Here is a 24,925-nt window from a genome sequence, read left to right as displayed (position 1 = left end):
GTGCGGGTGGGAGGGGTTTACCCCACCCGCACCCCGCGCACCCGCACCACGCACCACGCACCACGCACCACGCACCACGCACCACGCACCCGCACGAAAACGCCCACCCACCCCAGGAAGGGGCGGGTGGGCGGGAAAAGAACCGCACCGAGCGGCCGAGGTGGGGGCGGCCACGCCCCCACCACCGTGTGCCGGACGCGCGCCAGGGCGTCTAGGCGTCTAGTCGCCGTTCGGCGTCGGCGTCGTCTTCTGGATCTGCAGCAGGAACTCCGCGTTGGACTTGGTCTGCTTCATCTTGTCCAGCAGCAGCTCGATCGCCTGCTGCTGGTCGAGCGCGTGCAGCACCCTCCGCAGCTTCCAGACGATGCCCAGCTCCTCGCTGCCCATCAGGATCTCCTCCTTCCGCGTGCCGGACGCGTCCACGTCCACCGCGGGGAAGATCCGCTTGTCGGCGAGCTTGCGGTCGAGCTTGAGCTCCATGTTGCCGGTGCCCTTGAACTCCTCGAAGATCACCTCGTCCATCCGCGAGCCGGTCTCGACCAGCGCGGTGGCCAGGATGGTCAGGGAGCCGCCGTCCTCGATGTTGCGCGCCGCGCCGAAGAACTTCTTCGGCGGGTAGAGCGCGGCCGAGTCGACACCACCGGACAGGATGCGGCCGGAGGCCGGCGCCGCCAGGTTGTAGGCGCGGCCGAGGCGGGTGATGGAGTCGAGCAGCACGACCACGTCGTGGCCGAGCTCGACGAGCCGCTTGGCGCGCTCGATGGCCAGCTCGGCGACCGTCGTGTGGTCCTCGGAGGGCCGGTCGAAGGTCGAGGAGATGACCTCGCCCTTCACCGAGCGCTGCATGTCGGTGACCTCTTCGGGACGCTCGTCGACGAGGACGACCATCAGGTGGCACTCGGGGTTGTTGTGGGTGATGGCGTTGGCCACCGCCTGCATGATCATGGTCTTGCCGGTCTTCGGCGGGGCCACGATCAGACCGCGCTGGCCCTTGCCGATGGGCGAGACGAGGTCGATGATCCGAGTGGTCAGCGCGCCCGGGTCGCTCTCCAGGCGCAGCCGCTCCTGCGGGTAGAGGGGGGTCAGCTTGTTGAACTCCGGGCGGCCGCGGCCGGATTCGGCGGCCATGCCGTTGACGGAGTCGAGCCTGACCAGCGCGTTGAACTTCTCGCGCCGCTCGCCCTCGCGCGGCTGCCGCACCGCGCCGGTGACGTGGTCGCCCTTGCGCAGGCCGTTCTTGCGGACCTGGGCGAGCGAGACGTAGACGTCGTTGGGGCCCGGCAGGTAGCCGGAGGTGCGGACGAAGGCGTAGTTGTCGAGGATGTCGAGGATGCCCGCGACGGGGATCAGCACGTCGTCCTCGGCGACCTGCGGCTCCGCGACCTCGTCGCGGCCGCGGCGACCACGCCGGTCCCGGTAGCGGCCGCGGCGGCCGCGCCGACCGCCGTCGAAGTCGTCGTCCTGGTCCCGGTCACGGTCGCGGTCGCGGTCGCGGTCCCGGTTGTCCCGGTTCCGGTCGCGATCCCGATCGCGGTCCCGGTCCCGACCGCCCCGGCCCTGACCGTCCTTGCCCTTGCCCTGGCCGTCCTTGGTCGATCCCTGACCGCCCTGGCCCTGGTTCTGACCGCCCTGGCCACCCTGACCGCTCTGGCCGCCCTGGTGCTGACCGGCACCGCCCTTGTCGCGCCGTCCGCGCTCCCGCTTGGACTGCTGCCGCTCGCCCTGGCCGTCGCCCTTGCCGCCCTCGGCACGCACCTCGCCACGCCCCTCGGCGCGGCCGGCGTCACCGGCCGGCGCGGCCTCGGGGACGCGCTCGGACTCGACGGCGGGCGCCGTGCCGTTGACGGCGGCCTTGGCCTTGCCCTCGGCCGCCTGGCCGGGGATCTCGATCTGCTGCTGAGCGGTGGCCTCGTCGCCCGTGCGCGCCCGGGAGGTGGTCCGGCGCTTGGGCTTCTCGGTGGCGGCGGGCGCGGCCTCGGCCGGCTTGGTCTCCGCGCTCGCGGCCCCGGCGCCGCCGGACCCGGCGGCCTGCTTCTCCTTGATGACCTCGATCAGCTGGCTCTTGCGCATCCGCGCGGTGCCCCTGATCCCCAGCTTGGCGGCGACCTGCTGCAACTCGGCCAGAACCATGCCCTCGAGGCCGGTACCGGCACGCCGACGCCGAGGCGCGGCGGTGGCGGCAGGAGCGTCCGTGGCGGACGCGGTGGCAGCACCGGCGGACTTGTCGGCGGTGTCGGCACTCACGCCCATCAGATCGGTGGTGTCGCTCACGAAGGGTCCTTCCCTGGAGCGGACGTCGGCCTGTCTGGCTCGGCGACCGGTCGTGCTGTCCGGCTGCGGCCCCTGTGCGGCGGGCCGGCCGGTGCGGTAATCCCGCCTGTGATCGCGGCGGAAGATCAGTACATGAGTGGTGCGGGAGGACGTCGCAGCGAACCGCCGCACCGTTCCGGAGCGTGCTCAGCACCGCCAGGCAGGCTGCTCAGGCAGATGATCGAGGCTCCCGGAAGAAAGAGGTGGCCCCAGGATGTGGGACCCCGGAATTCCGCACGACGCCCACCAGGGCGTCTGATGCAGACATGAGATTAACACTACCGGATCCTGCCTTCATTCCCCCTCTCGGCGATCGGTTCGGGATCTCCGGCGATCCCGGCTGATCTGCGGCGATCTGGCCCGATCGCCCGGCCAGGAACGCGATCCGCCGCCCGCTCGGCGCCCGGTCGCGTCACTGGGCGGCCCCGGCCCCGGCCAGCGGCAACACGCAGGTCCCCGCCGTGTCGAGGTCGAGCCGGTTCGCCGTCCAACCGTCGCCGGCCAGACGGGAGATCTTGTCCGCGGCGCCCTCCTCGGCGAGGGCCAGCACGGTGGGCCCGGCGCCCGAGATGACGGCCGGCACGCCGTCGGCGCGCAGCCGGTTCACCAGGTCCATGCTCTCGGGCATCGCGGAGGCCCGGTACTCCTGGTGCAGCCGGTCCTCGGTGGCCGGCAGCAGCAGCTCGGGACGCCTGGTCAGGGCCTCCACCAGGAGCGCGGCGCGCCCGGCGTTGGTGGCGGCGTCGACGTGCGGCACGGTGCGCGGGAGCAGCCCGCGCGCGGTCTCGGTGGCCAGCGGTTCGGCCGGCACGAACACCACCGGCGTCACCTGGGGCGACGGGTCCATCCGGATGGCGCGGACCGAGCCGCCCTCGCCCCAGGCGAGCGTGAACCCGCCGAGCAGGCAGGCGGCGACGTTGTCCGGGTGGCCCTCGATCTCGGCGGCGAGCTCGAGCAGCGCGTCGTCGTCGAGCTTGGCCTCGCCGCCCGTGGTCACGGCGCGGGCCGCGACCAGGCCGGCGCAGATCGCGGCGGAGGACGAGCCGAGGCCGCGGCCGTGCGGGATGCGGTTGGCGCAGACGACCTCGAGACCGCGCGGCTGACCACCCAGCGCGTCGAAGGCGGTGCGCAGCGTGCGGATCAGCAGGTTGCGCTCGTCGCGCGGGAGGGTGTCGGCTCCCTCGCCGGCGATGTCGACGTGCAGCCCCGCGTCCGCCACCCGGACCACGACGTCGTCGTAGAGCCCGAGGGCCAGACCCAGCGCGTCGAAACCCGGGCCCAGGTTGGCGCTGGTGGCCGGGGTGCGCACCCGCACGGCGGCGGCGCGGAAGGCGGGATGGGCCATCGCTTGATGACTCTCCTTGGTGAGATGTGCGGCGTGTCCCCCTCCTCGCACCGCGCCGGTGGACGGAACTGACTGTCCGGGGCGCTGACGTCTGGCGCGAGTGGTGCCCCACTGCGGAGGACGAATACCAGCCTATCGAAGGAAGGTTCAGACGCGATACAGGGCGGCGTGGTGTCGCCGCTCACCCCGCCGCTCCTCCCACGGTCGGTCGCGCGTCAGGCCAGGCCGAGGCGGGCGGCCGCCGCGTCCGCGTCGACCGGCACGGTGACCGGCCGGGGCGCGCCCGCGACCGCCCAGTCCGGGTCCTTGAGGCCGTTGCCCGTGACCGTGCAGACGATGCGCTGGCCTGGGTCGACCAGGCCCTGCTCGGCCGCCTTCAGCAGGCCGGCGACGGACGCCGCGGACGCCGGCTCGACGAACACGCCCTCGCCGGCGGCCAACAGCCGGTAGGCGGCGAGGATCTGACGGTCAGTCACCTCGTCGATCAGGCCGCCCGACTCGTCCCGCGCGCGCTCCGCGAGCTCCCAGGACGCCGGGTTGCCGATGCGGATGGCGGTGGCGATCGTCGACGGGTCCTTCACCGGCTCGCCGCGCACGATGGGGGCCGCGCCCGAGGCCTGGTAGCCCCACATGCGGGGGGTGCGGGTGGCGGGGCCGTCCGCCGCGTACTCGCGGTAACCCTTCCAGTACGCACTGATGTTGCCCGCGTTGCCGACCGGCAGCACATGGATGTCGGGCGCGTCGCCGAGCATGTCGACGATCTCGAACGCGGCCGTCTTCTGGCCCTCGATGCGCACCGGGTTCACCGAATTGACCAGCGCCACCGGGTACTTCTCCGACAGGCCGCGGGCCAGCGTCAGGCAGTCGTCGAAGTTGCCGTCGACCTGGAGGATCCGGGAGCCGTGCACCAGTGCCTGGCCCATCTTGCCGAGCGCGATCTTGCCCTGCGGGACCAGCACCGCGCAGACCATGCCGGCGCGCACCGCGTAGGCGGCGGCGGAGGCGGAGGTGTTGCCCGTGGAGGCGCAGATGACGGCCTGCGCGCCCTCCTCCTTGGCCTTGGAGATGGCCATGGTCATGCCGCGGTCCTTGAAGGACCCGGTGGGGTTGGCGCCCTCGACCTTCAGATGCACCTCGCAGCCGACCCGCTCGGAGACCTGCTGGGCGTGCACCAGCGGGGTGCCGCCCTCGCGCAGCGACACCACGGGCGTCGCGTCGGTCACCGGCAGCCGGTCGCGGTACTCCTCGATCACGCCGCGCCACTGACGGCTGGTGCTGGTGGTGATGCTGCTCATGCGGTGGTCCTACTCCCCTTCGACGCGCATGATGCTCGCGACGCCATGCACGGTGTCCAGTCGGCGCAGCGCCTCGACGGTCCCGCTCAGCGCGGCGTCGGGCGCCCGGTGGGTGACGACGACGAGCTGCGCCTCGCCGTCCTTGCCGGTCTGGCGGACGGTGTCGATCGACACCCCGTGGTCCGCGAAGACCGTGGCGCACTGGGCCAGCACACCCGGCTTGTCAACGACGTCGAGGCTGATGTGGTAGCGGGTGACCACCTCGCCCATCGGGCTGACCGGCAGCCGCGCGTACGCCGACTCGCCGGGCCCGCGGCCGCCGGTGAGCTTGTTGCGGCAGGCCGCGACCAGGTCGCCGAGCACCGCCGAGGCCGTGGGCGCGCCGCCGGCGCCGGGGCCGTAGAACATCAGCTGCCCGGCCGCGTCGGCCTCGACGAAGACCGCGTTGTACGCCTCCCGCACGGAGGCCAGCGGGTGGGCGAGCGGGATCATCGCCGGGTGCACCCGCGCCGTCACCGAGCGTCCGTCCTCGGCGCGCTCGCAGATCGCGAGCAGCTTGACGGTGCAGCCCATCTTGCGGGCGCTGGCGATGTCGGCCGCGGTGACCTCGGTGATGCCCTCGCGGTGCACGTCGTCCAGGCGGACCCGGGTGTGGAAGGCGATACCGGCGAGGATCGCGGCCTTGGCGGCGGCGTCGAAGCCCTCGACGTCCGCCGTCGGGTCGGCCTCCGCGTAGCCGAGCGCGGTGGCCTCCTCCAGCGCCTCGCCGTAGCCGGCGCCGCTGGACTCCATGCGGTCCAGGATGAAGTTGGTGGTGCCGTTGACGATGCCGAGCACCCGGTTGACCTTGTCGCCGGCCAGCGACTCGCGCAACGGCCGCAGCAGCGGGATCGCGCCCGCCACCGCGGCCTCGAAGTAGAGGTCGGCGCCGTGTTTCTCGGCGGCCGCGTGCAGCGCGGCGCCGTCCTGGGCGAGCAGCGCCTTGTTGGCGGTGACGACGCTGGCGCCGGCCTCGAACGCGGCGTCGATCAGGCTCCTGGCCGGCTCGATGCCACCGATCAGCTCCACCACCACGTCGATGTCGCCGCGCCCGACGAGGCCCGCGGCGTCCGTGGTGACCAGGTGCGGGGCGACCCCGCCGCGCGCCTTCGACGGGCGGCGCACGGCCACCCCGGCCAGCTCGACGGGGGCGCCGATGCGGGCGGCGAGGTCGTCGGCGTGCGTCGTCATCAGGCGGGCCACCTGGGAGCCGACGACTCCACATCCGAGCAGCGCCACCTTCAACGGCCGAGTACGCACCATCCGACCTCGCCTTTCAGCTCACGTGTCGTTCCCAGTCTCACGCACCCGCGAAAGATCCCCGCACCGCGGTTCACTATGCGGACGCTTCTCCTCAGCCGACGTCGAGGCGCAGGAGATCCTCCTCGGTCTCCCGCCGCACGATCGTCCTGGCCCGGCCGTCGGCCACCGCGACCACGGGCGGTCGCGGGGTGTGGTTGTAGTTGCTGGCCATCGAGCGGCAGTAGGCGCCGGTGGCCGGCACCGCGAGCAGGTCGCCGGGGGCGGTGTCGGCCGGCAGGTAGGCGTCGCGGACCACGATGTCGCCGCTCTCGCAGTGCTTGCCGACCACCCGCGCCAGCATCGGCGGCGCCGTGGACGCGCGGGAGGCCAGCGCCACCGCGTACTCGGCGTCGTAGAGCGCCGTCCTGATGTTGTCCGACATGCCGCCGTCCACGCTCACGTAGGTGCGCAGCCCGGGCAGCGGCTTGATCGTCCCCACCTCGTAGAGCGTGAACGCCGTCGGGCCCACGATCGCCCGCCCCGGCTCCACCGAGATCCGTGGCATGGCGAGGCCCGCCACCTCGCACTCCCGGCCGACGATCTCGCGCAGCGCCTTGGCGATCTCCGCCGGGCCCTGCGGGTCGTCGTCCGAGGTGTAGGCGATGCCGAGGCCGCCGCCGAGGTCGATCTCCGGGAGCTCCACGCCGTGCTCGTCCCTGATCCTGGCCAGCAGCCCGACGACGCGTCGCGCCGACACCTCGAACCCCGACATGTCGAAGATCTGCGAGCCGATGTGCGAGTGCAGCCCGAGCAGTTCCAGGCTGTCCTCGGCCAGGGCCCGGCGCACCGCCTCGGCCGCCGTCCCGCCGGCCAGCGACAGGCCGAACTTCTGGTCCTCGTGCGCGGTGGCGATGAACTCGTGGGTGTGCGCCTCGACGCCGACCGTCACCCGGATCTGCACGCCCTGCACCACGCCGGCCGCCCGCGCGGCCGCCGCCACCCGCTCGATCTCCTCGAACGAGTCGACCACGATCCGCCCGACCCCGGCCCCGACCGCGCGCTCGATCTCGACCAGCGACTTGTTGTTGCCGTGGAACGCGATCCGCGCCGCCGGCATCCCGCCGGCCAGCGCCGTGCTCAGCTCCCCGCCCGAGCAGACGTCCAGGTTGAGCCCCTCCTCCGTCAGCCAGCGCACCACGGCGCGGGACAGAAAGGCCTTACCGGCGTAGAAGACGTCCGCGTCGGCGCCGAACGCCTCCCGCCAGGCCCGACACCTGGCCCGGAAGTCGGCCTCGTCCAGGAAGTACGCCGGCGTGCCGAACTCCTCGGCCAACGCCTTCACCCCCACGCCCGCGACCGTGACCTGGCCCTCCCGGTCACGTTCGACGGTCCGCGCCCAGACCTTCTCGTCGAGCGCGTTGAGATCGGCGGGCGGCGCCGAGTAGTGACCCTCGGGCAGTACGTCGCCGTGCCTGGGTCCTGCCGGGTGGGCGGAACGACTCATGGGACTCTCTTCTCACACTTCTCACACGTGTTCGGGTGCACTGACGCCCAACTGGGTCAGGCCGTCGACCAGCACCACCCCGGCGGCCTGGGCGAGGGCCAGCCGGGCCCGGTGGACGGCCGAGGGTTTCTCGTCCCCCCACGGCAGCGCCCGCCGCATCGCCTCGCTCCCCCCGAACGCGTCCGCGACGCGCACCAGCGACCGCGCCACCCGCGTGGGCTCCCCGCGCCACGGGTGCTCCCCCAGCGCCCCCACCAGCGCGTCCTCCCCCGGCACGCGCCCCGGCTCGGGCGCCAGACCTATCCGGGCCGCCTCCCTGACGAGCGCGCGCGCCCGGGACTGCGCGTACCGCACCCGGAACAGCGGATTCCGCTCCCGCTGCGTCAGCAACTCCCCGCCGCCCGCCGCGGCGGCCCACCGTTCGACATCCCGTCGCGGATCCTCGGCCACCGCCACCGCCACCGCGCGCGGCCGCCGCACGATCTCCTCGACCAGCGCCGCCTCGCCGCCCTCCGCGAGCCGCACCCCGAGGAACCCGCCCCCGGAGACCTCCACGGCCCGCACCCCGGGCACGTCCAGCAACGCCTCCCGCAGCCGCCCCACGACCTCCCCGGCCGGCCGCCCGGCCCGCTGGGCCACCTGGAGCGCCACCCCGGTCGTCCAGACCCCGCCCCGCCAGCGCAGCGCGACCCTGGCCTCCCCCACGCCGAACCCGCGCGCGGCGTCACGCAGCGCACCGGCAATCACATCGGGGGTCACGGAGCCAGCGTACGAGAACCGCTCCCCCGCTACGCGAGCCGTTTTGCCAGCTGGACAGCCTCCCGCCGCCGCTCCTCACACAGCCGGCGCACCAGGATCACCAACTCGGCCGGCTCGAACGGCTTGGCCACCACCGCGTCGACCCCCTCCGGCAGCCGCCGCCCACCACCGACGCTGGCGCTGACCACCACCAACGGGATGTCCCACGTCACCGGATCGAGCCGCAACCGGTCCACGGTCCCCAACCCGTCGAGCCGCGGCATCACGACGTCCAACGTGATCACGTCGGGCCGGAAGAGCCGCACGACCTCCAGACACTCGGCGCCGTCGGACGCGGTCATGACCTCGAACCCGTCGAGCTCGAGATTGACCCTGATCAACTGCCGGACGACCTTGCTGTCGTCGACGACGAGAACCCGCCCTGAAGCGCCTGGCACACAGCCAGAGTAAGCGCGTACCACCCTCCCCGTCCGGCCTTTCCCCAACTTCTACCCGGGAGTAGCCCCTCCCGCACCCACGTACGGAAACCGCGGTGCGGACCCCCCTCACCGAGCTGGTAATGTTCTTCCCGTCGCCCCCGTAGCTCAGGGGATAGAGCAACGGCCTCCGGAGCCGTGTGCGCAGGTTCGAATCCTGCCGGGGGCACCTCGCACGAGGTGCCAACAAGCCCCGCGACCAGCGTCTTTGGCTGGTGCGGGGCTTTGCTGTGTGCGCGGGTGGGTGCGTCCAAGCGCCCGACTGGCGTTATCCGGACCGCGACACCTCACGCGCCCATCCAGCGCTATACAATTCTCTATATAGTGCGGATCATGGGAGAACACTGGCAGATCGAGATCGAGCCGGAGGTGCAGCAGTGGCTCGAACTTCTCCCGGACGCGGAGTATGACAAGGCGGAGCGGGCAGCCGACATGCTGGCAGCGCGGCCAACGACTCTGGGAGAGCCCTACAGCCGTCACCTCGGAGGCGCGCTGCGGGAGCTTCGCTTCACCATGTCCGGCAACGCCGTACGCATCACCTACTGGCTCGCGCCCCGCCAGCGCATCGTACTGCTCACCGTCTTTCGCAAGACCAGGCAGCGCGAGACGGCGGAGGTGGAACGTGCCCGCCAGGCGCAGAAGCTGTGCGAGGCGGAGCACGGCCCAGCCGAGCACACCTACGACCGGATCACGGAGGAGGACAGCGCGTGAACCACTCCCAGTGGAAGACCCGCCGAACCAGGAAGCTCCTTGACGAGACGGTCGAGGAATCCCCGGCGTACGTGGAAGCGGGTCATGCCTTCGCGCTCGGACAGGCCGTCTACGACCGGCGCACGGAACTCGGCCTTTCCCAGGCCGAACTCGCCCGCCGCGCCGGCATGACGCAACCGCAGATCTCCACCATCGAGGGCGGTGACTCCCTGCCGACGCTCCCCCTTCTCAACCGGCTCGCCAAGGCTTTGGACGCCGCACTGACCATCGCCCTGGACGGCGATGCCTCGGCGTTCGTCTTCACTCCGCGGCAGCGCGGCAACCCGCCATCGGATGAACCGCATCAGCGCCCGTCCGTTGCCTGACCAGGAGCAGCTGCCTCCGGAGCCGTGTGCGCAGGTTCGAATCCTGCCGGGGGCACCTCGCACGAGGTGCCAACAAGCCCCGCGACCAGCCAGTTTGGTTGGTGCGGGGCTTTGCTGTGGGCAGGTGGTGCCGGGAGCGGGAGGCGGCTCAGTTGGCGTACACGACGGCACAGACCAGAACAGTCTCGTCCTCGACGAACCAGGACGCATAGCTGCTCTGGTCATTCTGCGTGCGAGCGCACTCACCCGGTGTGTGGTTCGCCGGGGCGGCGTAGACACCGGTGACGCTGTATATCTGGCTGTACGGCGCGGGCACGCTGCTGTTGTCGCAATCCACCCAGCTCATGAGGTTGGCGCCACCGTCCGGCACGCCGAGGAAGCACTGCCCGACCTCGAACCTTCGGCTGACGCACAGCGCCACCGTCTCGCCCTCGTCGCTCGTGTACGACAGGTGGCTCCGTCCCGCGTCCGACGGGCAACTGCCGGTCGTGTCCGAAACGTACGACACCCAGAGCGCCGCGCCATCGGCGCCACAGGCGACGTCCTCGGGCACCTCGGAGGACCAACTACTCTCCCCGGTCATCCAGTTGTGGAGGCAGTCGCCCGCGTCGACCTCCTGGTACGCCTCAAGCGTCGGATCCGGCGTCGGAGTCCACTGGTCGCCGCTGTTGTCGCCGTTCGACTCCGACGTCCCTGTCGAGCCGTCGCCCGAGCCGTCACCTGGCGTGCCTCCGGTGTCGGCGCCGCCCGTCGCGGAGAGGTCCGTGTCCTCCGGGCCGGGCGACGGGGAATTCTCGGCGTCGTCGCTGAGCGCCCGCCGCAGCTCCTCGTAGTTCTCGATTCCGAGAAAGGCCAGCAGGGCTACGACTGATGCCGCCACGCTAAGCCACAAGGAAATCCTGGAAACGCGTTCCACGTGCTGCTCCCCCACTCCCCCGGCAGCGGGGATTCTCGCCCCCCTCAAGCCTCCACGGCAGAGTGCCAGTCGCTTCTTCCGGGCCGCAAGAGCGATGCCACTCGGTCACGATGTCCTGCCGCCGACCGCCGAGCGGGGTGTTCGCGCCGCGGTCCGGTGGGTGCCGGTCATCGCGGGCGGGCCGGTGGAGGGCTCGCGGTGGGGCCGCCGCCGTGGCGGACGGCGCGGGGGGAGGCGCCCAGTTCGCGGCGGCAGGCCTTGTTGAACGCCTGGAGGTCGGGGATGCCGACCTGGGTGGCGATCGCGGAGATGGAGAGGGTGGATTCGCGCAGCAGGTGGCGGGCGCGGGCGATGCGGCGCTGGCGGACGTAGGCGACGACGGTGGTGCCGGTGTGGGCGCGGAAGAGGCGGGTGAGGTGGTTGTGGGAGACCCCGGCGGCGCGGGCGATGCCGGGGACGGTGAGGGGGTCGGCGAGGTGGGCCTCGATGTGGGCGATGGCGGCGTTGACGGCGGGGTGCCGACCGTCGCGGCGCCCCTGCGGGCCGGGCGGGGTGAGGTGGGCGACGCGCCACAGGGTGGCCCAGATCTCGGCCGCGGCCCGCACGGGGGTGCTGGGCCAGGCGGCGAGGGCCTGGTGCATCAGGGCCGAGAGCACGGGGAGTTCGGGACCGGCGTCCTGCATGACCGGCACCGTGTGGGGCCGGCCGGTGGTGGGCAGCGAGAGGTGCGCGTACAGGTGCTCTGAGCGGCCCCGGTAGCGGTAGCGGACGGTGGTGGCCGGGGGCACGAGGCTGACGCGGCCGGGGCGGATGGCGTGGTGGGTGCCGTCGACGGTCAGGTCGGCGGCGTACCGGTAGAGGTGCAGTTGCCACAGGTCGGGCAGGCGGAAGACGTCGGTGTGGCCGGACAGGCCGTGCACGGCGAATCCGACGCTGGTCACGACGGGCGGCTCGTCCAGGCACACCACGGTCTCGAGCACGGTGAGAAATTACCAGTAGTGGGTGAACCGGGCCCACGCGCCGGGGCCCGACAGGCGCCTAGCGTGCTACGCATGACGAGAACGACAATCACGGATCATCTGCTCACCTCGGTGCAGATGGCGCGTTTCGTGGCGCACGGGTCGTTGCGGCTGGACGCCGTGGTTCCGGCGGAGCTGAACGCCGAGGCGCTGGACGTGCTGCCGGCCGGCATCCCGCCGGTGCCGTACGGCACGCCGGTGGGCCAGGCGTACCCCGAGGGGTCCTTCGTCCGGCGGCTCATCGAACTGCCGTCCGTGGCGGGCGCCTTGCGCAGCCTCGTCGGTCCCGACCCGAACATCGACCACCACGCGGTGCACGTCCGGGAGCCGCGTGAGGGCCAGGCGCAGCCGCTGCACGCGGACGCGATCATCGACGTCCGGCCGGACGCGTTCGACGTGCAGCTCATGTACTACCCGGCCGAGGTGACGCTGGAGATGGGTGGCACGCTCAGCGTCCCCGGGAGTCATCTGCGGCGGACCAACGAGAGCGACACCGGCCGGTACCAGAACCTGCGCGGCCAGAGCCGACTGGTCTGCCCGGCCGGCACCGTGGTGTTTCTCCACCACGGCCTGTGGCACGGCGGCCGGCGCAACGACAGCGACACCCCGCGCTACATGTTCAAGATCCGCTTCAACCCGACCGTGCCGCAGCGGCTGCTGTGGGACACCTCGGACCTGACGGATCCGCGGGTGGCGGCGGAACTGGACGCCCACTTCCCCTGGTACGAGCAGGCGACCGGGCGCCTCGAGCGCTACAACCGGGTCCTGCTCTGGCGGGCCCTGACCGGCGACGCGGACTTCGACCTCGAACACTGGGTCACCCGCGTCTCCAACCGGCCGCTGGAGGCCGCCGGATGAGCACCGCGATCCCCACCCCCGCCCCCACCGTCCGCCAGCAGGTCCTGGTGCTGTACCTGGGGAGTTCCGCGCTGGACTCCGATGTCGTCGGCTGGGCGCGCTACGACGGCACCGGCCGCACGTCCCCGACCACGGGCGACAGCGAGGAGCCGCCGTACGCCACGGGCGTGGCCGCCCTGCGCGACGGCTGGCGCCTCTTCCAGGCCGCCCAGCTCATCCCGCCCTATCCGGGCCACGAGTACGACGTGTCCTTCCTCAAGCACGAGTTCTTCTTCGAGAAGCTCGTGGATCTCCGCGACGACCGGTAGCGATCGGCCGATCGGCACCGACGAACCGCCGGGAGCCGTCCCCGCCGGCCCCGCCCGGGGCCGCGGTCGCGCCTGCCCCTGGCGACTCGGCGGTGCCCGACAGCTCAGACAGGACCAGCGGCGCGTGGCCACGAGGGGCGCGCCGCGCGACATCGAGGAGACGCATGGACTTCCGGTTCGCGGACGACCGGCTTCCCTACTACGAGGACCGCTCCCCCGGCAGCGGCACGCTTCCCGCCCGCGCCTGGTACGCCCGCTCCGACGCCGCGCGGCTCTCGTTGAACGGCTCCTGGGCGTTCCGGCTCTCGGACACGGCCGAGGGCGCGGACACCCGGTTCGTGGCGGACGACGCGGACCCGGCCGGCTGGGACCGGGTGACCGTACCCGGGCACTGGGTGCTCCAGGGCCACGGGGCACCGGCGTACACCAACAGCGACTACCCCTTCCCGGTCGACCCGCCGCGGGTGCCGACCGAGAACCCCACCGGGGACCACCGCCACGTCTTCGACCTGCCCGACGACTGGCCGGGGGGCGGGGAGAGCGTGCTGCGCTTCGACGGCGTGGAGTCCTGCGCCCGGGTGTGGCTCAACGGCCGGGAGCTCGGGTGGTTCACCGGCTCGCGGCTGCCACACGAGTTCGCGGTGGGGGCCCTGCTGCGGCGGCGCGGCAACGTGTTGGCGGTCCGGGTCCACCAGTGGTCGGCCGCCAGCTACCTGGAGGACCAGGACATGTGGTGGCTGCCCGGCATCTTCCGCGATGTGACGTTGCTGCACCGCCCGGTCGGGTCGCCGGCCGACTTCTTCGTGCACGCGGCGTACGACCACACCACGGGCCGGGGCAGCCTGCGGGTCGACTGCGACGTCCCCGGCCGCGTCACCGTGCCGGAACTCGGCCTGGACCTCGGGACCGGTGAGGAGGCCGGCGTGGTCGTCGAACCCTGGAGCGCGGAGGTGCCCAGGCTGTACGACGGGGAGTTGGCGACCTCGGGTGAGCGGGTCCCGCTGCGGATCGGGTTCCGCACCGTCGGGGTGGTGGACGGGGTGTTCAGGGCCAACGGCCGGCGGATCCTCTTCCGTGGCGTCAACCGGCACGAGTTCCACCCCGAGACCGGGCGGACGCTGGACCTGGAGACGATGCGGCGCGACATCCTGCTGATGAAGCGGCACAACATCAACGCCGTCCGCACCAGCCACTACCCGCCCCACCCGGCGTTCCTCGACCTGTGCGACGAGCTGGGCCTGTGGGTCGTCGACGAGTGCGACCTGGAGACGCACGGCTTCTGCGAATTCCCCGGCTGGCGCGGCAACCCCGTCGCCGACAAGCGGTGGACCCCCGCCCTGCTCGACCGGGCCCGGCGCCTGGTCGAACGCGACAAGAACCATCCCTCCGTGGTGGTGTGGTCCCTCGGCAACGAGTGCTCCGCCGGACAGGGCCTGTCGGAGATGGCGGCCTGGATCCGTGAGCGCGACCACTCCCGGGCCGTCCACTACGAGAACGACCCCTCCTACCGCGACAGCGACTTCTACTCCCGGATGTATGTCCCGCACCACGAGGTGGAGGCCATCGGCCGCCGCGAGGAGCCGCCGCTGGACGACCCGGAGCTGGACGCCCGTCGGCGGTCGCTGCCGCTGCTGCTGGTGGAGTACGCGCACGCCATGGGCAACAGTCCGGGCGGACTCGCCGACTACCAGCACCTGTTCGAGACCTACGAGCGCTGCCAGGGCGGCTTCGTGTGGGAGTGGATCGACCACGGCCTGCCCAGGCGCACCCCGGACGGCCGCCCCTACTACGGCTACGGCGGCGACTTCGGCGAGGAGTTGCACGCCGGCAACTTCGTCTGCGACGGCCTGCTCTTCCCCGACCGCACCCCCTCCCCCGCCCTGGTCGAGTACAAGAAGGTCGTCGAACCGGTCCACATCACCGGCGACACCACCGCCGGAGAGATCACGGTCACCAACGGCCACGACTTCGCCGACACCTCCCATCTCGCCTTCACCTGGACCTACGAGGTCGAGGGCGAGGCGGTGGCCAGCGGCCCGCTGACCGTCCCGCCGCTCGCCCCCGGCGCCTCCGCCGACGTCAAACTGCCGGCCCCGCCCGGCGGCGACCTGGTGGGCGAGGCCGTGTGGACCATCGCCGCCGAGCTCGCCGCCGACACCCCGTGGGCCCCACGCGGCCACGAGGTGGCCTGGGCCCAGCTCACCGACGTGCCCCGACGCGTCCCCGAGCCGCCCGCCGCCCGCGCCGCCCCGCGCCGCGAGGCCGGCGCCCTGCGTCTCGGCCCGGCCGTGTTCGACGCCGCGACCGGCACGCTCACCGCACTCGGCGGCCTCACCCTCCGCCAGGGCCCGCGCCTCGACGTGTGGCGGGCCACGACCGACAACGACCGGGGTGCCCCCTGGCTCGCGGAGGAGCCCCTGGGCGCGACGTGGCGGAGGATCGGCCTCCACCGGATGCGGCACCGCGTCGACGCGGTCGACGCCGACGAGGAGAGCCTGACGGTCCGCACCCGGGTCGCCCCGGCCGCCACCGACCTCGGCCTGTACGCCGACTACCGCTGGACGGCCGGCGACGACGAACTCCTGCTGGAGGTCAGCGTCACGCCCGACGGCGAGTGGCCCTGCCCGCTGCCCCGCCTGGGCCTGCTGCTCGGCCTGCCGGCGGAGTACGACCGCGCCGCCTGGTACGGCGGTGGCCCGGGAGAGGCGTACCCCGACTCCTGCGCCGCCTCCCGTCTCGGCCGCTACGCCATGTCCGTCGACGACCTACAGACCCCCTACGTCCGCCCCCAGGAGAACGGCGCCCGCTCCGACGTCCGTTGGGCCGAACTCCGCGACGCCGGCGGCGAAGGGGTGCGCGTCACCGCGCTGACCGACTCCTTCTGGTTCACCGCCCGCCGCTGGACCAGCCATCAGCTGGACGCCGCCGAGCACACCACGGACCTCGTTCCCGGCGACACCGTCTGGGTCAACGTCGACGACGCCCAGCAGGGCCTCGGCTCCGAGCCCTGGGACGACGGCCCGCTCCCGCAGTACCAGCTCACGGTGGCGCCGACGGAGTTCCGCCTCGCGTTCACCGCGCTGAGCCGGCGCTGAGGCACCGCTCACGCCCACCCGAGCGTGGTCGGTGGCGCGTCGAAGCGCTTCGACGACCGATATCGCCATGCCCCCGTCCCGGTTCCCCTGCCGCGACAACCCCACCTGGCCACCGCCTTCCGCTGGCGGGATCGACCAACTCCCCCATAGAACTTCTGCCGCAGGGCTTGTGCGACCCGCCGAGGGCTCCTAACCTCAGCCAACGTTGAAGCGCTTCGACCATGCATCACACGTATGACGAATCGTGCGATGACGTAGAGCCACGATGGGGCGCTGACACCATGCCGCCACCTACCGCCGCCGGGCACGCCGAAGCGCCGCCCCGGGGGCGGTCGTTCCTCGTCAACCTCGCTGGGGCACGAGCCGCCCTGACCCCCACCCCCGTAGAAAGGGACGACGGTGAAGCAACGAAGGCACAGTCTCCTGGCCGCTCTCGTGGTGACCCTGCTCGGCCTGTCGGCCATCCCGGCCACCGCGCTGACCGCCGCCCCGGGCGGGGCCCCGGCGGCCGAGCGAGAGCGTTCACCCCGGGTCTCCACCGCGGAGGAGACGGTCGCGGCCATGCAGCCGGGCTGGAACGTGGGCAACACCCTGGACGCCGTCCCCGACGAGACGTCGTGGGGGAATCCGCGGATCACCCGGGAACTGCTCGCCGCCGTCCACGACCAGGGCTTCAACAGCATCCGGCTGCCCGTGACCTGGACCGACCACCAGGGCGGGGCGCCGGACTACCCGATCGACCCGGCCTGGCTTGACCGGGTCGAGGAGGTCGTGGACATGGCCCTGGACGAGGGCCTGTACGTGCTGCTGAACACCCACCACGACTCCTGGCAGTGGATCCTGGACATGCCGACCCAGCACGACGCGGTGCTGGCCCGGTACACCGCGACCTGGACCCAGATCGCCGAACGCTTCCGCGACGCGCCCCCCGAGCTGCTGCTGGAGAGCGTCAACGAGCCGCAGTTCCGGGGCAGCACGGGTGAGGCCCAGGAGTTCGAGCTGCTGGACGAGCTCAACACCACCTTCCACAGCATCGTCCGCGGCACCGGCGGTAACAACGCCGACCGCGTGCTCGTCCTGCCGACCCTGCACACCAACTCCGAGCAGGCCAGGCTCGACCCGCTGGTCGACACCATCGCCGCGCTGGACGACCCCAACCTCGCGGCCACCGTCCACTACTACGGCTTCTGGCCGTTCAGCACGAACATCGCCGGCTACACCCGCTTCAACGAGGAGGTCCAGGCCGACATCACCGCCAACTTCGACCGGGTGTACGACACGTTCGTCTCCCAGGGCATCCCGGTCATCGTCGGCGAGTACGGGCTGCTCGGCTTCGACCGGAATGTCGGCACCATCCAACACGGCGAGATGCTGAAGTTCTTCGAGTACTTCGGCTCCTACGCCCGCCAGCGGCAGCTGACCACCATGTGGTGGGACAACGGCCAGCACCTCGACCGCGCCGCGCTCAGCTGGCGCGACCCGAGCCTGTACCGGCAGATCAGGACCAGCTGGACCACGGACTCCGCGACGGCCTCCAGCGACCAGATCTTCGTCCGCGCCGGCCAGGCCCCGGCGGACGCGACGCTCACGCTGAACCCCAACGGCAACAACCTGGCAGCCGTGCTCAACGGCTCAGCGGAGCTGGTGCGCGGCCAGGACTACACCGTCAACGGCGACCAACTCACCGTCACCGCCGCCACCCTGGCACGCCTCACGGAGGGCCAGGGGCACGGCGTCAACGCGACGCTGTCGCTCCGCTTCGACGGCGGTGCGCCGTGGGACGTGAACGTCATCACCCACGCCACCCCCGAGCTGGTGAACGCCTCCGGCACCACCAGCGGCCTGACCATCCCGACCGCGTTCAACGGCGACCAACTCGCCACCATGGAGGCGGTCTACGCCGACGGCGGCAACGCCGGACCGCATGACTGGACGTCGTACAAGGAGTTCGGCGTCGCCTTCTCGCCCGACTACGGAGCAGGCCGGATCACCCTGCCCCAGGCGTTCTTCGACGCGGTCGACGACAACTCCACGGTGCGGCTCACGTTCCATTTCTGGAGCGGCGAGACCGTCACCTACACGCTGACCAGGTCGGGGACCACCGTCACCGGCACGGCCGGCTGACGACGCCGGCGCTTTCCACCGAGCGGCCGGTCGTCGGCGCGCCCCCCTTCTCCCCCGCCTCGCCACTCAGGCGCCTGGGGCGCGCGCCGGATGTCCGTCCATCCACGAAAGGTGAACCACCCATGGCGAGTTCGGCCCTTCCCCCGCCCTCCTCCCCGGCCCCACGTGGTCCCGGCAGACGCGCCGTCCTCCGCTCGGCGACGGCCATCGCGGCCGCCGCCGCTGGCGGCGTCTCCCTGGCACCGACCGCCACCGCCCGTTCCACCAACGCCTCGGCCCGGTCCTCCGGAGGGTACGTCTTCCGCAACGCGGAGATCGTCGGCGGCGGCTTCGTCACCGGCATCGTCTTCAACCAGCGCGAGCCTGGCCTGGTCTACGCGCGCACCGACATCGGCGGCGCCTACCGGCTCGACCGGCGCACGCGGCGCTGGGTTCCCCTGCTCGACTGGGTCGACTGGGACCACTACGGCCACACGGGCGTGATCAGCGTCGCGACGGACGAGCTCGACCCCGACCGGGTGTACGCGGCCGTGGGCACGTACCCCATGCCCGACTGGGATCCGACGATGGCGGCGATCGTGCGCTCGACGGACCGGGGCCGCACGTGGCGCAGGACCATGCTGCCGTTCCGCCTCGGCGGGAACATGCCGGGGCGCGGCATCGGCGAGCGCCTGGCCGTCGATCCGCACCGCAACAGCGTCCTCTACCTCGGCGTGCGCGGCGGCCACGGCCTGTGGCGTTCGGTGGATTACGGCGAGACCTGGGCGAGGGTCGAGAGCTTCCCCAACGCCGGGAACTTCGTCCCCGACCCCGAGGACACCAACGGCCCCAACGGCGACAACCTGGGCGTGCTCCAGGTGCTGTTCGACAAGCGGGACGGCCGGCGGGGGCGCGCGACGCGGACGTTGTACGTCACGGTGGCCGACACCGAGAACATCCTCTACCGCTCCACCGACGCGGGCCGGACCTGGGAGCGCGTGCCAGGACAGCCCACCGGCTACATCCCGCACAAGGCCGTCCTCGACCACGAGAACGGCTACCTCTACCTCGCCACGAGCAACACCGCCGGCCCGTACGACGGTTCCAAGGGCGACGTGTGGAAGCTGGACACCGCCACCGACACCTGGACGTGCGTCAGCCCGGTGCCCTCCACCAGCTCCGAGTGTCAGTGGGGCTACTCCGGCCTGTCCGTCGACCGGCAGAACCCCGACACCCTCATGGTGGCCACGCAGATCCTCTGGTACCCGGACGTCATCTTCTTCCGCTCCACCGACGGCGGCGCGAGCTGGTCCCGCGCCTGGGAGCTGGACGCGAACAACGAGCGCACCTTCCGCTACACCATGGACATCTCGGACTCCCCCTGGCTGACCTGGAACGGCAACCCCACCCCACCCGAGTTCACGCCGAAGCTCGGCTGGATGACCGAGGCCCTGGAGATCGACCCCTTCTCCTCCGACCACTTCCTGTACGGCACGGGCGCCACCATCCACGGCTCCGACAACCTCACCGACTGGGACTCCGGCGGCACGGTGCGGATCGACGTCCGCGCCCAGGGCCTGGAGGAGACCGCGGTCCTCTCCCTGATCAGCCCGCCGGCCGGCGCGCACCTGCTCTCCGGTCTCGGCGATGTCGGCGGCTTCCGGCACGCGGACCTCACCCGCGCCACGCGCATGTACGACACGCCCACCTTCAGCACCACGGTCGCGCTGGACTACGCCGAGAACGCGCCCCACACGATCGTCCGGGTCGGCCACCCCACCGCTGCCTGGGCGCAGCACTTCGCCATCTCGACCGACGGCGGCGCGACCTGGACCCCCTCCGGCAGCGAACCGGCCGGCCTGACCGACCCGGGCGTCGCGGACACCGCCGTCGCGATCGCGGCGGACGGCGGCCGCGTCGTGTGGGCTCCGGCGGGCGCGCCGGTGAGCTGGAGCGCCGACGCGGGCCAGACGTGGACCGCCTGCCAGGGCGTCCCCTCCGGCGCGCTGGTGCGCGCGGACCGCGTCAACCCCGGGGTCTTCTACGCCTACCAGGCCGGCACCTTCTACCGGAGCACCGACGGCGGCGAGCACTTCTCGGCCACCCCGGCGACCGGCCTGCCCGCCGAGGGCAACGTCCGGTTCAAGCCGGTCCCGGGCCACGAGGGCGACATCTGGCTGGGCGGCGGCGAGGCGGGCGGCGTCTACGGGCTGTGGCGCTCCACCGACGCCGGCGCCTCCTTCACCCGCCTGCCGGGCGTCGAGGAGGGCGACAACGTGGGCTTCGGCAGGCCGGCGCCCGGACGCTCCTATCCGGCCGTCTACACCAGCTCCCGCATCGGCGGTGTGCGTGGCGTGTTCCGCTCCGACGACGCCGGCCGCACCTGGTCCCGGATCAACGACGACCAGCACCAGTACGCCTGGACCGGCAACACCATCACCGGTGACCCACGCGTCCACGGCCGGGTCTACTTCGGCACCAACGGCCGGGGCGTCATCTACGGCGAGCCGGCCGGACCAACCCCGAGTGAATATTAATTCAATATTGAATAGACATGCGTCGCTGAGTAGCCTGCACGGCAGTTCGAACTCAACGAGGAGTGGCCGCATGAGAAGACGAACCATGCTCGGGGCAGCCGGACTTGTCGCGTCGCTGCCGGGAGTGGTCGGCGCCGCGGGGCGGGCGACGGCGGCGGGGCGGGGCGGTGGGCGCGAGCTCCGGGCGATCGACGCCACGGTCATCGCGGAGGTGAGGCCGGAGGGCTACAAGGTCACGGGGCTCGCGGTCGAGTACGACGGGGTCGTCGACCTCGGCCGGGGCGGGGTGGCCACGAGCGCGTTCGAGGTCACGGTGACGCTCACGCGGCCGGGCGCCGAGCCGCGCACGGGGAACCGCACGGTCGTCCGTGCCTACCCCAACGACGCCGCGGAGTTCGCCGGGCGGCAGCGTCCCGGCAGGTACGTGGTGCTCGAACTCGACCCGGACGACCCGCTCGCGCCCGGCGCCTACAACGAGACGTTCACCCGGTTCTACGACCTGGCCGGCGCCTACGAGGTCCGGCAGGTCGAGGACATCGCGGACCGCATACCCGCCCGACCCGACGTCCCGGTCGTCAACTCCGGAGTGCGGAACCGCCTCGTCGACGACTACGCGGCCGCGACGTTCGACGCCGCCTCTGGCGTGGCGGTGGACTACCGCCTCTTCACGCCCCGGGCCAGGCCGGGGCGGCGGTATCCGCTGGTGGTCACCCTGCACGGCCACGGGGAGAGCGGGGACGACAACTTCGCGCAGATCGCCGGGAACCAGATCTCCGTGGCGTTCGCCGACCCGGCGCGGCAGGCCCGGCACCCGGCCTTCGTGCTCTCTCCCCAGGCGCCCCAGGGGACGCCGGGTACCGGCGGGTGGTGGCGCCCCGATGTGCGGGCCGGTGTACTGGAGTTGGTGCGGGCGACCCTCGCCCGGAACCCCGCGATCGACCCGGGCCGGGTCTATCTGACGGGCCTCTCCATGGGCTCCTACGGTTCCTGGGCCCTGCTGCCCGAGCACCACGACCTGTTCGCCGCCGCCGTCCTCGTGTGCGGCGCGGGCGACGAGGCGGCGGCCGTCGAGTCCCTCGGCGCGTTCCCGATCTGGGCCCTGCACTCCGCCGACGACGCCGTCGTGCCCTACGACGCCCCGGGCTCCGACTACCGGATCTTCCGGGCGCTGGAGGCCGCAGGACGCCCGACGACCTGGAGCGAGTGGGCCGGCACGGCCCCGGACCGGGTCCAGGAGGCGGCGGCCGCCGACGCCAGGGGCCGGGCGGAGGCGGCGGGCAGCAGGCACGTCTTCACCACCTTCCCCGCCGGCACCACTCCCCTGTTCAGCCACGCCTCCTGGATACCCACCTACACCAACGACACCGTCATCGACTGGCTGTTCGCGCAGTGAGCAGGGGCAGCAGCTGGTCGCCGAGGCGGGCTATCTCCTGCTTGTACGGGGTGTCGGACAGCACGAAGTGCGTGACGCCCAGCGCCCGGTAGTTCTCCAGCGCGGTCGCGACGTCGGCGGCGGAGCCGACCAGCCAGGTGGTCGCCGCTCCGCCGCCGCCGTACCTGCCCGGGGTGGTGTACAGGCAGGTGTCGAGCACCTCGCCGCGTTCGGCGAGTTCGAGGAGGCGCCGCTGGCCGACGGCCGTCCGGTGGTCTCCCGTCCAGGTGGCGCCCTCGAACGCGTCGCCGGCCATCCGGGCGACCTTCTCCTCGGCCGCGCGCCACGCCTCCTCGGTGGTGTCGCGCACCAGGGTGGTGATCCGCAGGCCGAACTCCAGCGGCTGGTGCCGGCGGCCGAGGCGTTCGCTCAACGTCCTGAGCCGGTCGACGCGTTCGGCGATGCCGTCCAGCGGCTCGCCCCAGAAGAGCTGGACGTCGGCCTCGGCCGCCGACACCTCCTCGGCGGCCGCGGAGGCCCCGCCGAAGTAGAGGGTGGGGTACTTCCGCTCGCCGACCGCGTACGGGCGGGGCGCGACCGTGGAGTCGGTGACCTGGAAGTGCTCGCCGTGGAAGGTGACGGCCTCCTCGGTCCACAGCCGTCGCACCAGGTGCAGGAACTCCCTGGTGCGGGCGTAGCGCCGCGCCGGGTCGACGTTGGTGTCGCCGTACGCGGCCGGGTTGTCGAGGCCGCTGACGATGTTGACCAGGACACGGCCCCGGCTGAGCTGGTCGAGCGTGGCGGCCGCGCTGGCGAAGTTGGCCGGCTGCCAGTAGCCGGGGCGGACGGCGATCAGCGGCTTGAAGGTCGTGGTGCGGGCGGCGAGCGCCGTGGCGACCGTGAAGGTGTCGGGACGTCCCCAGCCGGTGCCCAGCAGGGCGCCGCCCCAGCCGTGTTCCTCGACGGCGTGGGCGAGTTCGGTGGAGTACTCGATCGACCCCCAGCCGGCGGTGGTGTCGTCGCCGCGGTGTCCGGGCTCGACGGTGTTGGGGATGTACCAGAGATATTCCGGGCTCATGGCGGTGCTTCCGATCGCTGGGTTCGCTGCGGTGGTGTGGCGTCAGGCCGCACCACGGGCGCGAGCGGCAGCACGCGGAGGTCAGACGGGTTCGCGGCTGGGTGAGCGGGTGGCGCGGCGCGGGGCGTAAGGCCGGATCAACAGCGCGCGCTCGACACGCGGAGGAGGTCGACACAGCGCTCGCTGGTCAGGAGCGGGACCTCATACATGTGATCGAGTCTCGGGGCGATCGATCGGAATGTCAACGAGGGCCCGCGTCAGCCGGCGGCCTCCAGGAGCAGGGTGTCGAGGCCCCTGGTGAGCCCGACGCGTCCCGGCAGCGCCCGGACGGCCACGAGCGTGCCGGCGACGTAGGGGGCCGGCGACGAGCCCGCGTCGTGCCGGATCGTCAGGCGCTCGTCGGGGAGGCCGAAGACGACCTCCGTGGACACCACGAAGCTCGGCACCCGCAGCGAGTGGACCTGGACCCGGCCGATGGTGGCGCCGCGGGCCTCGGGGTGGCCGTCCGCGTGGGGGGTCACGGCCCGCTCGGTGGCGGACAGCCGCTCGGCCAGCTCGCGGGCGGTGCCGCTGGGGGCGTCGCGCTTGGCCTCGGAGGCGTAGTCGACGACCTCGGCGTACGGCAGGTGGGGCGCCACCAGGAGGGCGGCCGCCTGCGCCATGGCCGCGGTGATCGAGAAGTTGCCCGCGGCCACCACGCCGAGCCCGCGGGCGGTGGCCGTGGCGTCGATGGCGGCGTAGTCGGCGGCGGACAGCCCCGAGGAGCCGACGACCACCGCGACGCCCGCGTCGAGCGCGGCGGTGACATGGGCTCCGACGGCCTCGTGCGAGGTGTAGTCCACCAGCACGTCGGCCCCGGGCAGGGCCTCGCCGACCGTGCCGGCCACGGGGACGCCGAGGGGTTCGCCGCCCCAGGCCGCGCCGAGGTCGGCGCCCGCGTGCGTGCGGCTCACGGCAGACACGAGCGCCAGGTCCGGCGCGTCCAGGACGGCACGCGCCACCGCGCTGCCGGTCCAGCCCGTCGCCCCGGCGACACAGACCCGGATCACGGCGCCTCACCCTCTCCTTCTTCCAGTTCGTCCGCCGGCAGGAGCGGGCGCCCGTCGACCGGTGAGGACAGCACGATGGACGTCGTCGTGGTGCCGACCGCGGCGAAGGCGAGCAGCAGTTCCTCCAGGTGCCGGGTGTCCCGCACCAGCACCTTGAAGATCCAGCAGTCCTCGCCGACGACGTGGTGGGCCTCGACGACCTCCGGCCTGGTCAGCACCCGGTCCAACGCCGGGCGGCTGGCCAGCGGTTGGAACGTGGCGAGCCGCACGAAGGCGCGCAGCCGGTACCCGAGGTGCTCGGGGTCCACGACCGCGGTGTAGCCGGTGACGACGCCGGCCTTCTCCAGGCGGCGCAGCCGCTCGGAGACGCCGGGCGGGCTCATGCCCACCTGGCGCGACAGCTCGGTGAGGGTGATCCGGCCCGACTCCTGGAGCAGCCTGACGAGCGCCCGGTCGACCGGGTCGAGCGTCGGCTGGGGCTCCCGCGAGACCGGGTTGTCGCTCTTAAGATTTTGAGGCATCCTGCTCCATGCTCTGCGTTTTA

At 72.5% G+C, this 24,925-nt stretch carries 20 protein-coding genes and 1 tRNA gene; 9 read left to right on the top strand and 12 right to left on the bottom strand.

All coding sequences use genetic code 11. The features are described from left to right. Positions 1-219 precede the first annotated feature (219 nt). The 7 genes from rho to RNC47_RS09190 all read right to left on the bottom strand — a co-directional run bounded on the left by rho (position 220) and on the right by RNC47_RS09190 (position 8,931). Positions 220-2,271: a transcription termination factor Rho gene (gene rho, locus RNC47_RS09220; RefSeq protein WP_394814736.1), complete on the bottom strand. Its 2,052-nt coding sequence runs from the start codon at positions 2,269-2,271 to the stop codon at positions 220-222. Between the two features lie 451 nt (positions 2,272-2,722). Continuing rightward, positions 2,723-3,655: a homoserine kinase gene (gene thrB, locus RNC47_RS09215; protein ID WP_311597235.1), complete on the bottom strand. Its 933-nt coding sequence runs from the start codon at positions 3,653-3,655 to the stop codon at positions 2,723-2,725. Positions 3,656-3,870: 215 nt separating this feature from the next. After that, positions 3,871-4,950, bottom strand: coding sequence for a threonine synthase (gene thrC / locus RNC47_RS09210; RefSeq protein WP_311597233.1), 1,080 nt, complete (start codon positions 4,948-4,950; stop codon positions 3,871-3,873). A gap of 9 nt (positions 4,951-4,959) precedes the next feature. Continuing rightward, positions 4,960-6,252 (bottom strand): homoserine dehydrogenase, encoded by a 1,293-nt coding sequence (locus tag RNC47_RS09205; protein WP_311597231.1) that lies wholly within the window; start codon positions 6,250-6,252, stop codon positions 4,960-4,962. A gap of 91 nt (positions 6,253-6,343) precedes the next feature. Further along, entirely contained in the window at positions 6,344-7,735 is a 1,392-nt protein-coding gene (lysA, locus tag RNC47_RS09200; RefSeq protein ID WP_311597229.1) for a diaminopimelate decarboxylase, read from the bottom strand. 21 nt (positions 7,736-7,756) lie between these two features. Next, positions 7,757-8,494 carry a DALR anticodon-binding domain-containing protein gene (locus RNC47_RS09195; protein ID WP_311597228.1) on the bottom strand — a complete coding sequence of 246 codons (738 nt, stop codon included), beginning with the start codon at positions 8,492-8,494 and terminating at the stop codon, positions 7,757-7,759. A gap of 29 nt (positions 8,495-8,523) precedes the next feature. Further along, positions 8,524-8,931 carry a response regulator gene (locus RNC47_RS09190; RefSeq protein ID WP_311597226.1) on the bottom strand — a complete coding sequence of 136 codons (408 nt, stop codon included), beginning with the start codon at positions 8,929-8,931 and terminating at the stop codon, positions 8,524-8,526. Between the two features lie 136 nt (positions 8,932-9,067). On the opposite strand from RNC47_RS09190, the gene RNC47_RS09185 reads away from it, so the two are divergent. The 3 genes from RNC47_RS09185 (at position 9,068) to RNC47_RS09175 (ending at position 10,046) form a co-directional block, all read left to right on the top strand. Next, positions 9,068-9,139 (top strand) — tRNA-Arg (locus tag RNC47_RS09185). 164 nt (positions 9,140-9,303) lie between these two features. Next, positions 9,304-9,681: a type II toxin-antitoxin system RelE/ParE family toxin gene (locus RNC47_RS09180; protein WP_311597225.1), complete on the top strand. Its 378-nt coding sequence runs from the start codon at positions 9,304-9,306 to the stop codon at positions 9,679-9,681. Beyond that, positions 9,678-10,046, top strand: coding sequence for a helix-turn-helix domain-containing protein (locus RNC47_RS09175; RefSeq protein ID WP_311597224.1), 369 nt, complete (start codon positions 9,678-9,680; stop codon positions 10,044-10,046). Before RNC47_RS09180 ends, RNC47_RS09175 begins: the two co-directional genes overlap by 4 nt. Before the next feature lie 148 nt (positions 10,047-10,194). Here RNC47_RS09175 and RNC47_RS09170 read toward each other — a convergent pair whose 3' ends face one another. Together RNC47_RS09170 and RNC47_RS09165 are read right to left on the bottom strand one after the other, a co-directional pair. Continuing rightward, a complete protein-coding gene (locus tag RNC47_RS09170) occupies positions 10,195-10,962 on the bottom strand; it encodes an LppU/SCO3897 family protein (protein WP_311597222.1) in 768 nt (255 codons plus the stop codon). 167 nt (positions 10,963-11,129) lie between these two features. Further along, the gene (locus tag RNC47_RS09165; protein WP_311597220.1) at positions 11,130-11,942 is read right to left on the bottom strand and encodes an AraC family transcriptional regulator; all 813 of its coding nucleotides are present in this window, start codon (positions 11,940-11,942) and stop codon (positions 11,130-11,132) included. A gap of 72 nt (positions 11,943-12,014) precedes the next feature. On the opposite strand from RNC47_RS09165, the gene RNC47_RS09160 reads away from it, so the two are divergent. From RNC47_RS09160 to RNC47_RS09135, 6 genes are all read left to right on the top strand, one after another. Continuing rightward, positions 12,015-12,839: a phytanoyl-CoA dioxygenase family protein gene (locus RNC47_RS09160; RefSeq protein WP_311597218.1), complete on the top strand. Its 825-nt coding sequence runs from the start codon at positions 12,015-12,017 to the stop codon at positions 12,837-12,839. After that, positions 12,836-13,147, top strand: coding sequence for a hypothetical protein (locus tag RNC47_RS09155; RefSeq protein WP_311597217.1), 312 nt, complete (start codon positions 12,836-12,838; stop codon positions 13,145-13,147). Before RNC47_RS09160 ends, RNC47_RS09155 begins: the two co-directional genes overlap by 4 nt. A gap of 164 nt (positions 13,148-13,311) precedes the next feature. Further along, positions 13,312-16,242: a glycoside hydrolase family 2 TIM barrel-domain containing protein gene (locus RNC47_RS09150; protein ID WP_311597215.1), complete on the top strand. Its 2,931-nt coding sequence runs from the start codon at positions 13,312-13,314 to the stop codon at positions 16,240-16,242. A gap of 399 nt (positions 16,243-16,641) precedes the next feature. Continuing rightward, positions 16,642-18,366 carry a cellulase family glycosylhydrolase gene (locus RNC47_RS09145; RefSeq protein WP_311597213.1) on the top strand — a complete coding sequence of 575 codons (1,725 nt, stop codon included), beginning with the start codon at positions 16,642-16,644 and terminating at the stop codon, positions 18,364-18,366. A gap of 122 nt (positions 18,367-18,488) precedes the next feature. Continuing rightward, a complete protein-coding gene (locus RNC47_RS09140; protein WP_311597212.1) occupies positions 18,489-20,882 on the top strand; it encodes a beta propeller repeat protein in 2,394 nt (797 codons plus the stop codon). Positions 20,883-20,952: 70 nt separating this feature from the next. Continuing rightward, positions 20,953-22,275, top strand: coding sequence for a PHB depolymerase family esterase (locus RNC47_RS09135; protein WP_311597211.1), 1,323 nt, complete (start codon positions 20,953-20,955; stop codon positions 22,273-22,275). On the opposite strand, the gene RNC47_RS09130 is transcribed toward RNC47_RS09135, so the two are convergent. From RNC47_RS09130 to RNC47_RS09120, 3 genes are all read right to left on the bottom strand, one after another. Beyond that, a complete protein-coding gene (locus RNC47_RS09130; RefSeq protein WP_311597209.1) occupies positions 22,250-23,332 on the bottom strand; it encodes an LLM class flavin-dependent oxidoreductase in 1,083 nt (360 codons plus the stop codon). The genes RNC47_RS09135 and RNC47_RS09130 overlap by 26 nt on opposite strands. A gap of 257 nt (positions 23,333-23,589) precedes the next feature. Continuing rightward, positions 23,590-24,381, bottom strand: coding sequence for a 4-hydroxy-tetrahydrodipicolinate reductase (gene dapB, locus RNC47_RS09125; RefSeq protein WP_311597207.1), 792 nt, complete (start codon positions 24,379-24,381; stop codon positions 23,590-23,592). Beyond that, positions 24,378-24,902: an Lrp/AsnC family transcriptional regulator gene (locus tag RNC47_RS09120; RefSeq protein WP_311597205.1), complete on the bottom strand. Its 525-nt coding sequence runs from the start codon at positions 24,900-24,902 to the stop codon at positions 24,378-24,380. Before RNC47_RS09120 ends, dapB begins: the two co-directional genes overlap by 4 nt. Between the last annotated feature and the right edge of the window lie 23 nt (positions 24,903-24,925).

This window comes from Streptomyces millisiae (assembly GCF_031845425.1).
Taxonomy (GTDB): Bacteria; Actinomycetota; Actinomycetes; order Streptomycetales; family Streptomycetaceae; genus Streptomyces; species Streptomyces millisiae.
This window is presented reverse-complemented; position numbering and strand designations above follow the sequence as displayed.

Excerpts from the sequence above, each read along its gene's own strand:
- thrB (WP_311597235.1), bottom strand. The coding sequence starts at position 3,655 with ATGGCCCATCCCGCCTTCCGCGCCGCCGCCGTGCGGGTGCGCACCCCG.
- thrC (WP_311597233.1), bottom strand. The coding sequence starts at position 4,950 with ATGAGCAGCATCACCACCAGCACCAGCCGTCAGTGGCGCGGCGTGATC.
- RNC47_RS09205 (WP_311597231.1), bottom strand. The coding sequence starts at position 6,252 with ATGGTGCGTACTCGGCCGTTGAAGGTGGCGCTGCTCGGATGTGGAGTC.
- lysA (WP_311597229.1), bottom strand. The coding sequence starts at position 7,735 with ATGAGTCGTTCCGCCCACCCGGCAGGACCCAGGCACGGCGACGTACTG.
- RNC47_RS09180 (WP_311597225.1), top strand. The coding sequence starts at position 9,304 with ATGGGAGAACACTGGCAGATCGAGATCGAGCCGGAGGTGCAGCAGTGG.
- RNC47_RS09160 (WP_311597218.1), top strand. The coding sequence starts at position 12,015 with ATGACGAGAACGACAATCACGGATCATCTGCTCACCTCGGTGCAGATG.
- RNC47_RS09155 (WP_311597217.1), top strand. The coding sequence starts at position 12,836 with ATGAGCACCGCGATCCCCACCCCCGCCCCCACCGTCCGCCAGCAGGTC.
- RNC47_RS09150 (WP_311597215.1), top strand. The coding sequence starts at position 13,312 with ATGGACTTCCGGTTCGCGGACGACCGGCTTCCCTACTACGAGGACCGC.
- RNC47_RS09140 (WP_311597212.1), top strand. The coding sequence starts at position 18,489 with ATGGCGAGTTCGGCCCTTCCCCCGCCCTCCTCCCCGGCCCCACGTGGT.
- RNC47_RS09135 (WP_311597211.1), top strand. The coding sequence starts at position 20,953 with ATGAGAAGACGAACCATGCTCGGGGCAGCCGGACTTGTCGCGTCGCTG.
- RNC47_RS09130 (WP_311597209.1), bottom strand. The coding sequence starts at position 23,332 with ATGAGCCCGGAATATCTCTGGTACATCCCCAACACCGTCGAGCCCGGA.
- RNC47_RS09120 (WP_311597205.1), bottom strand. The coding sequence starts at position 24,902 with ATGCCTCAAAATCTTAAGAGCGACAACCCGGTCTCGCGGGAGCCCCAG.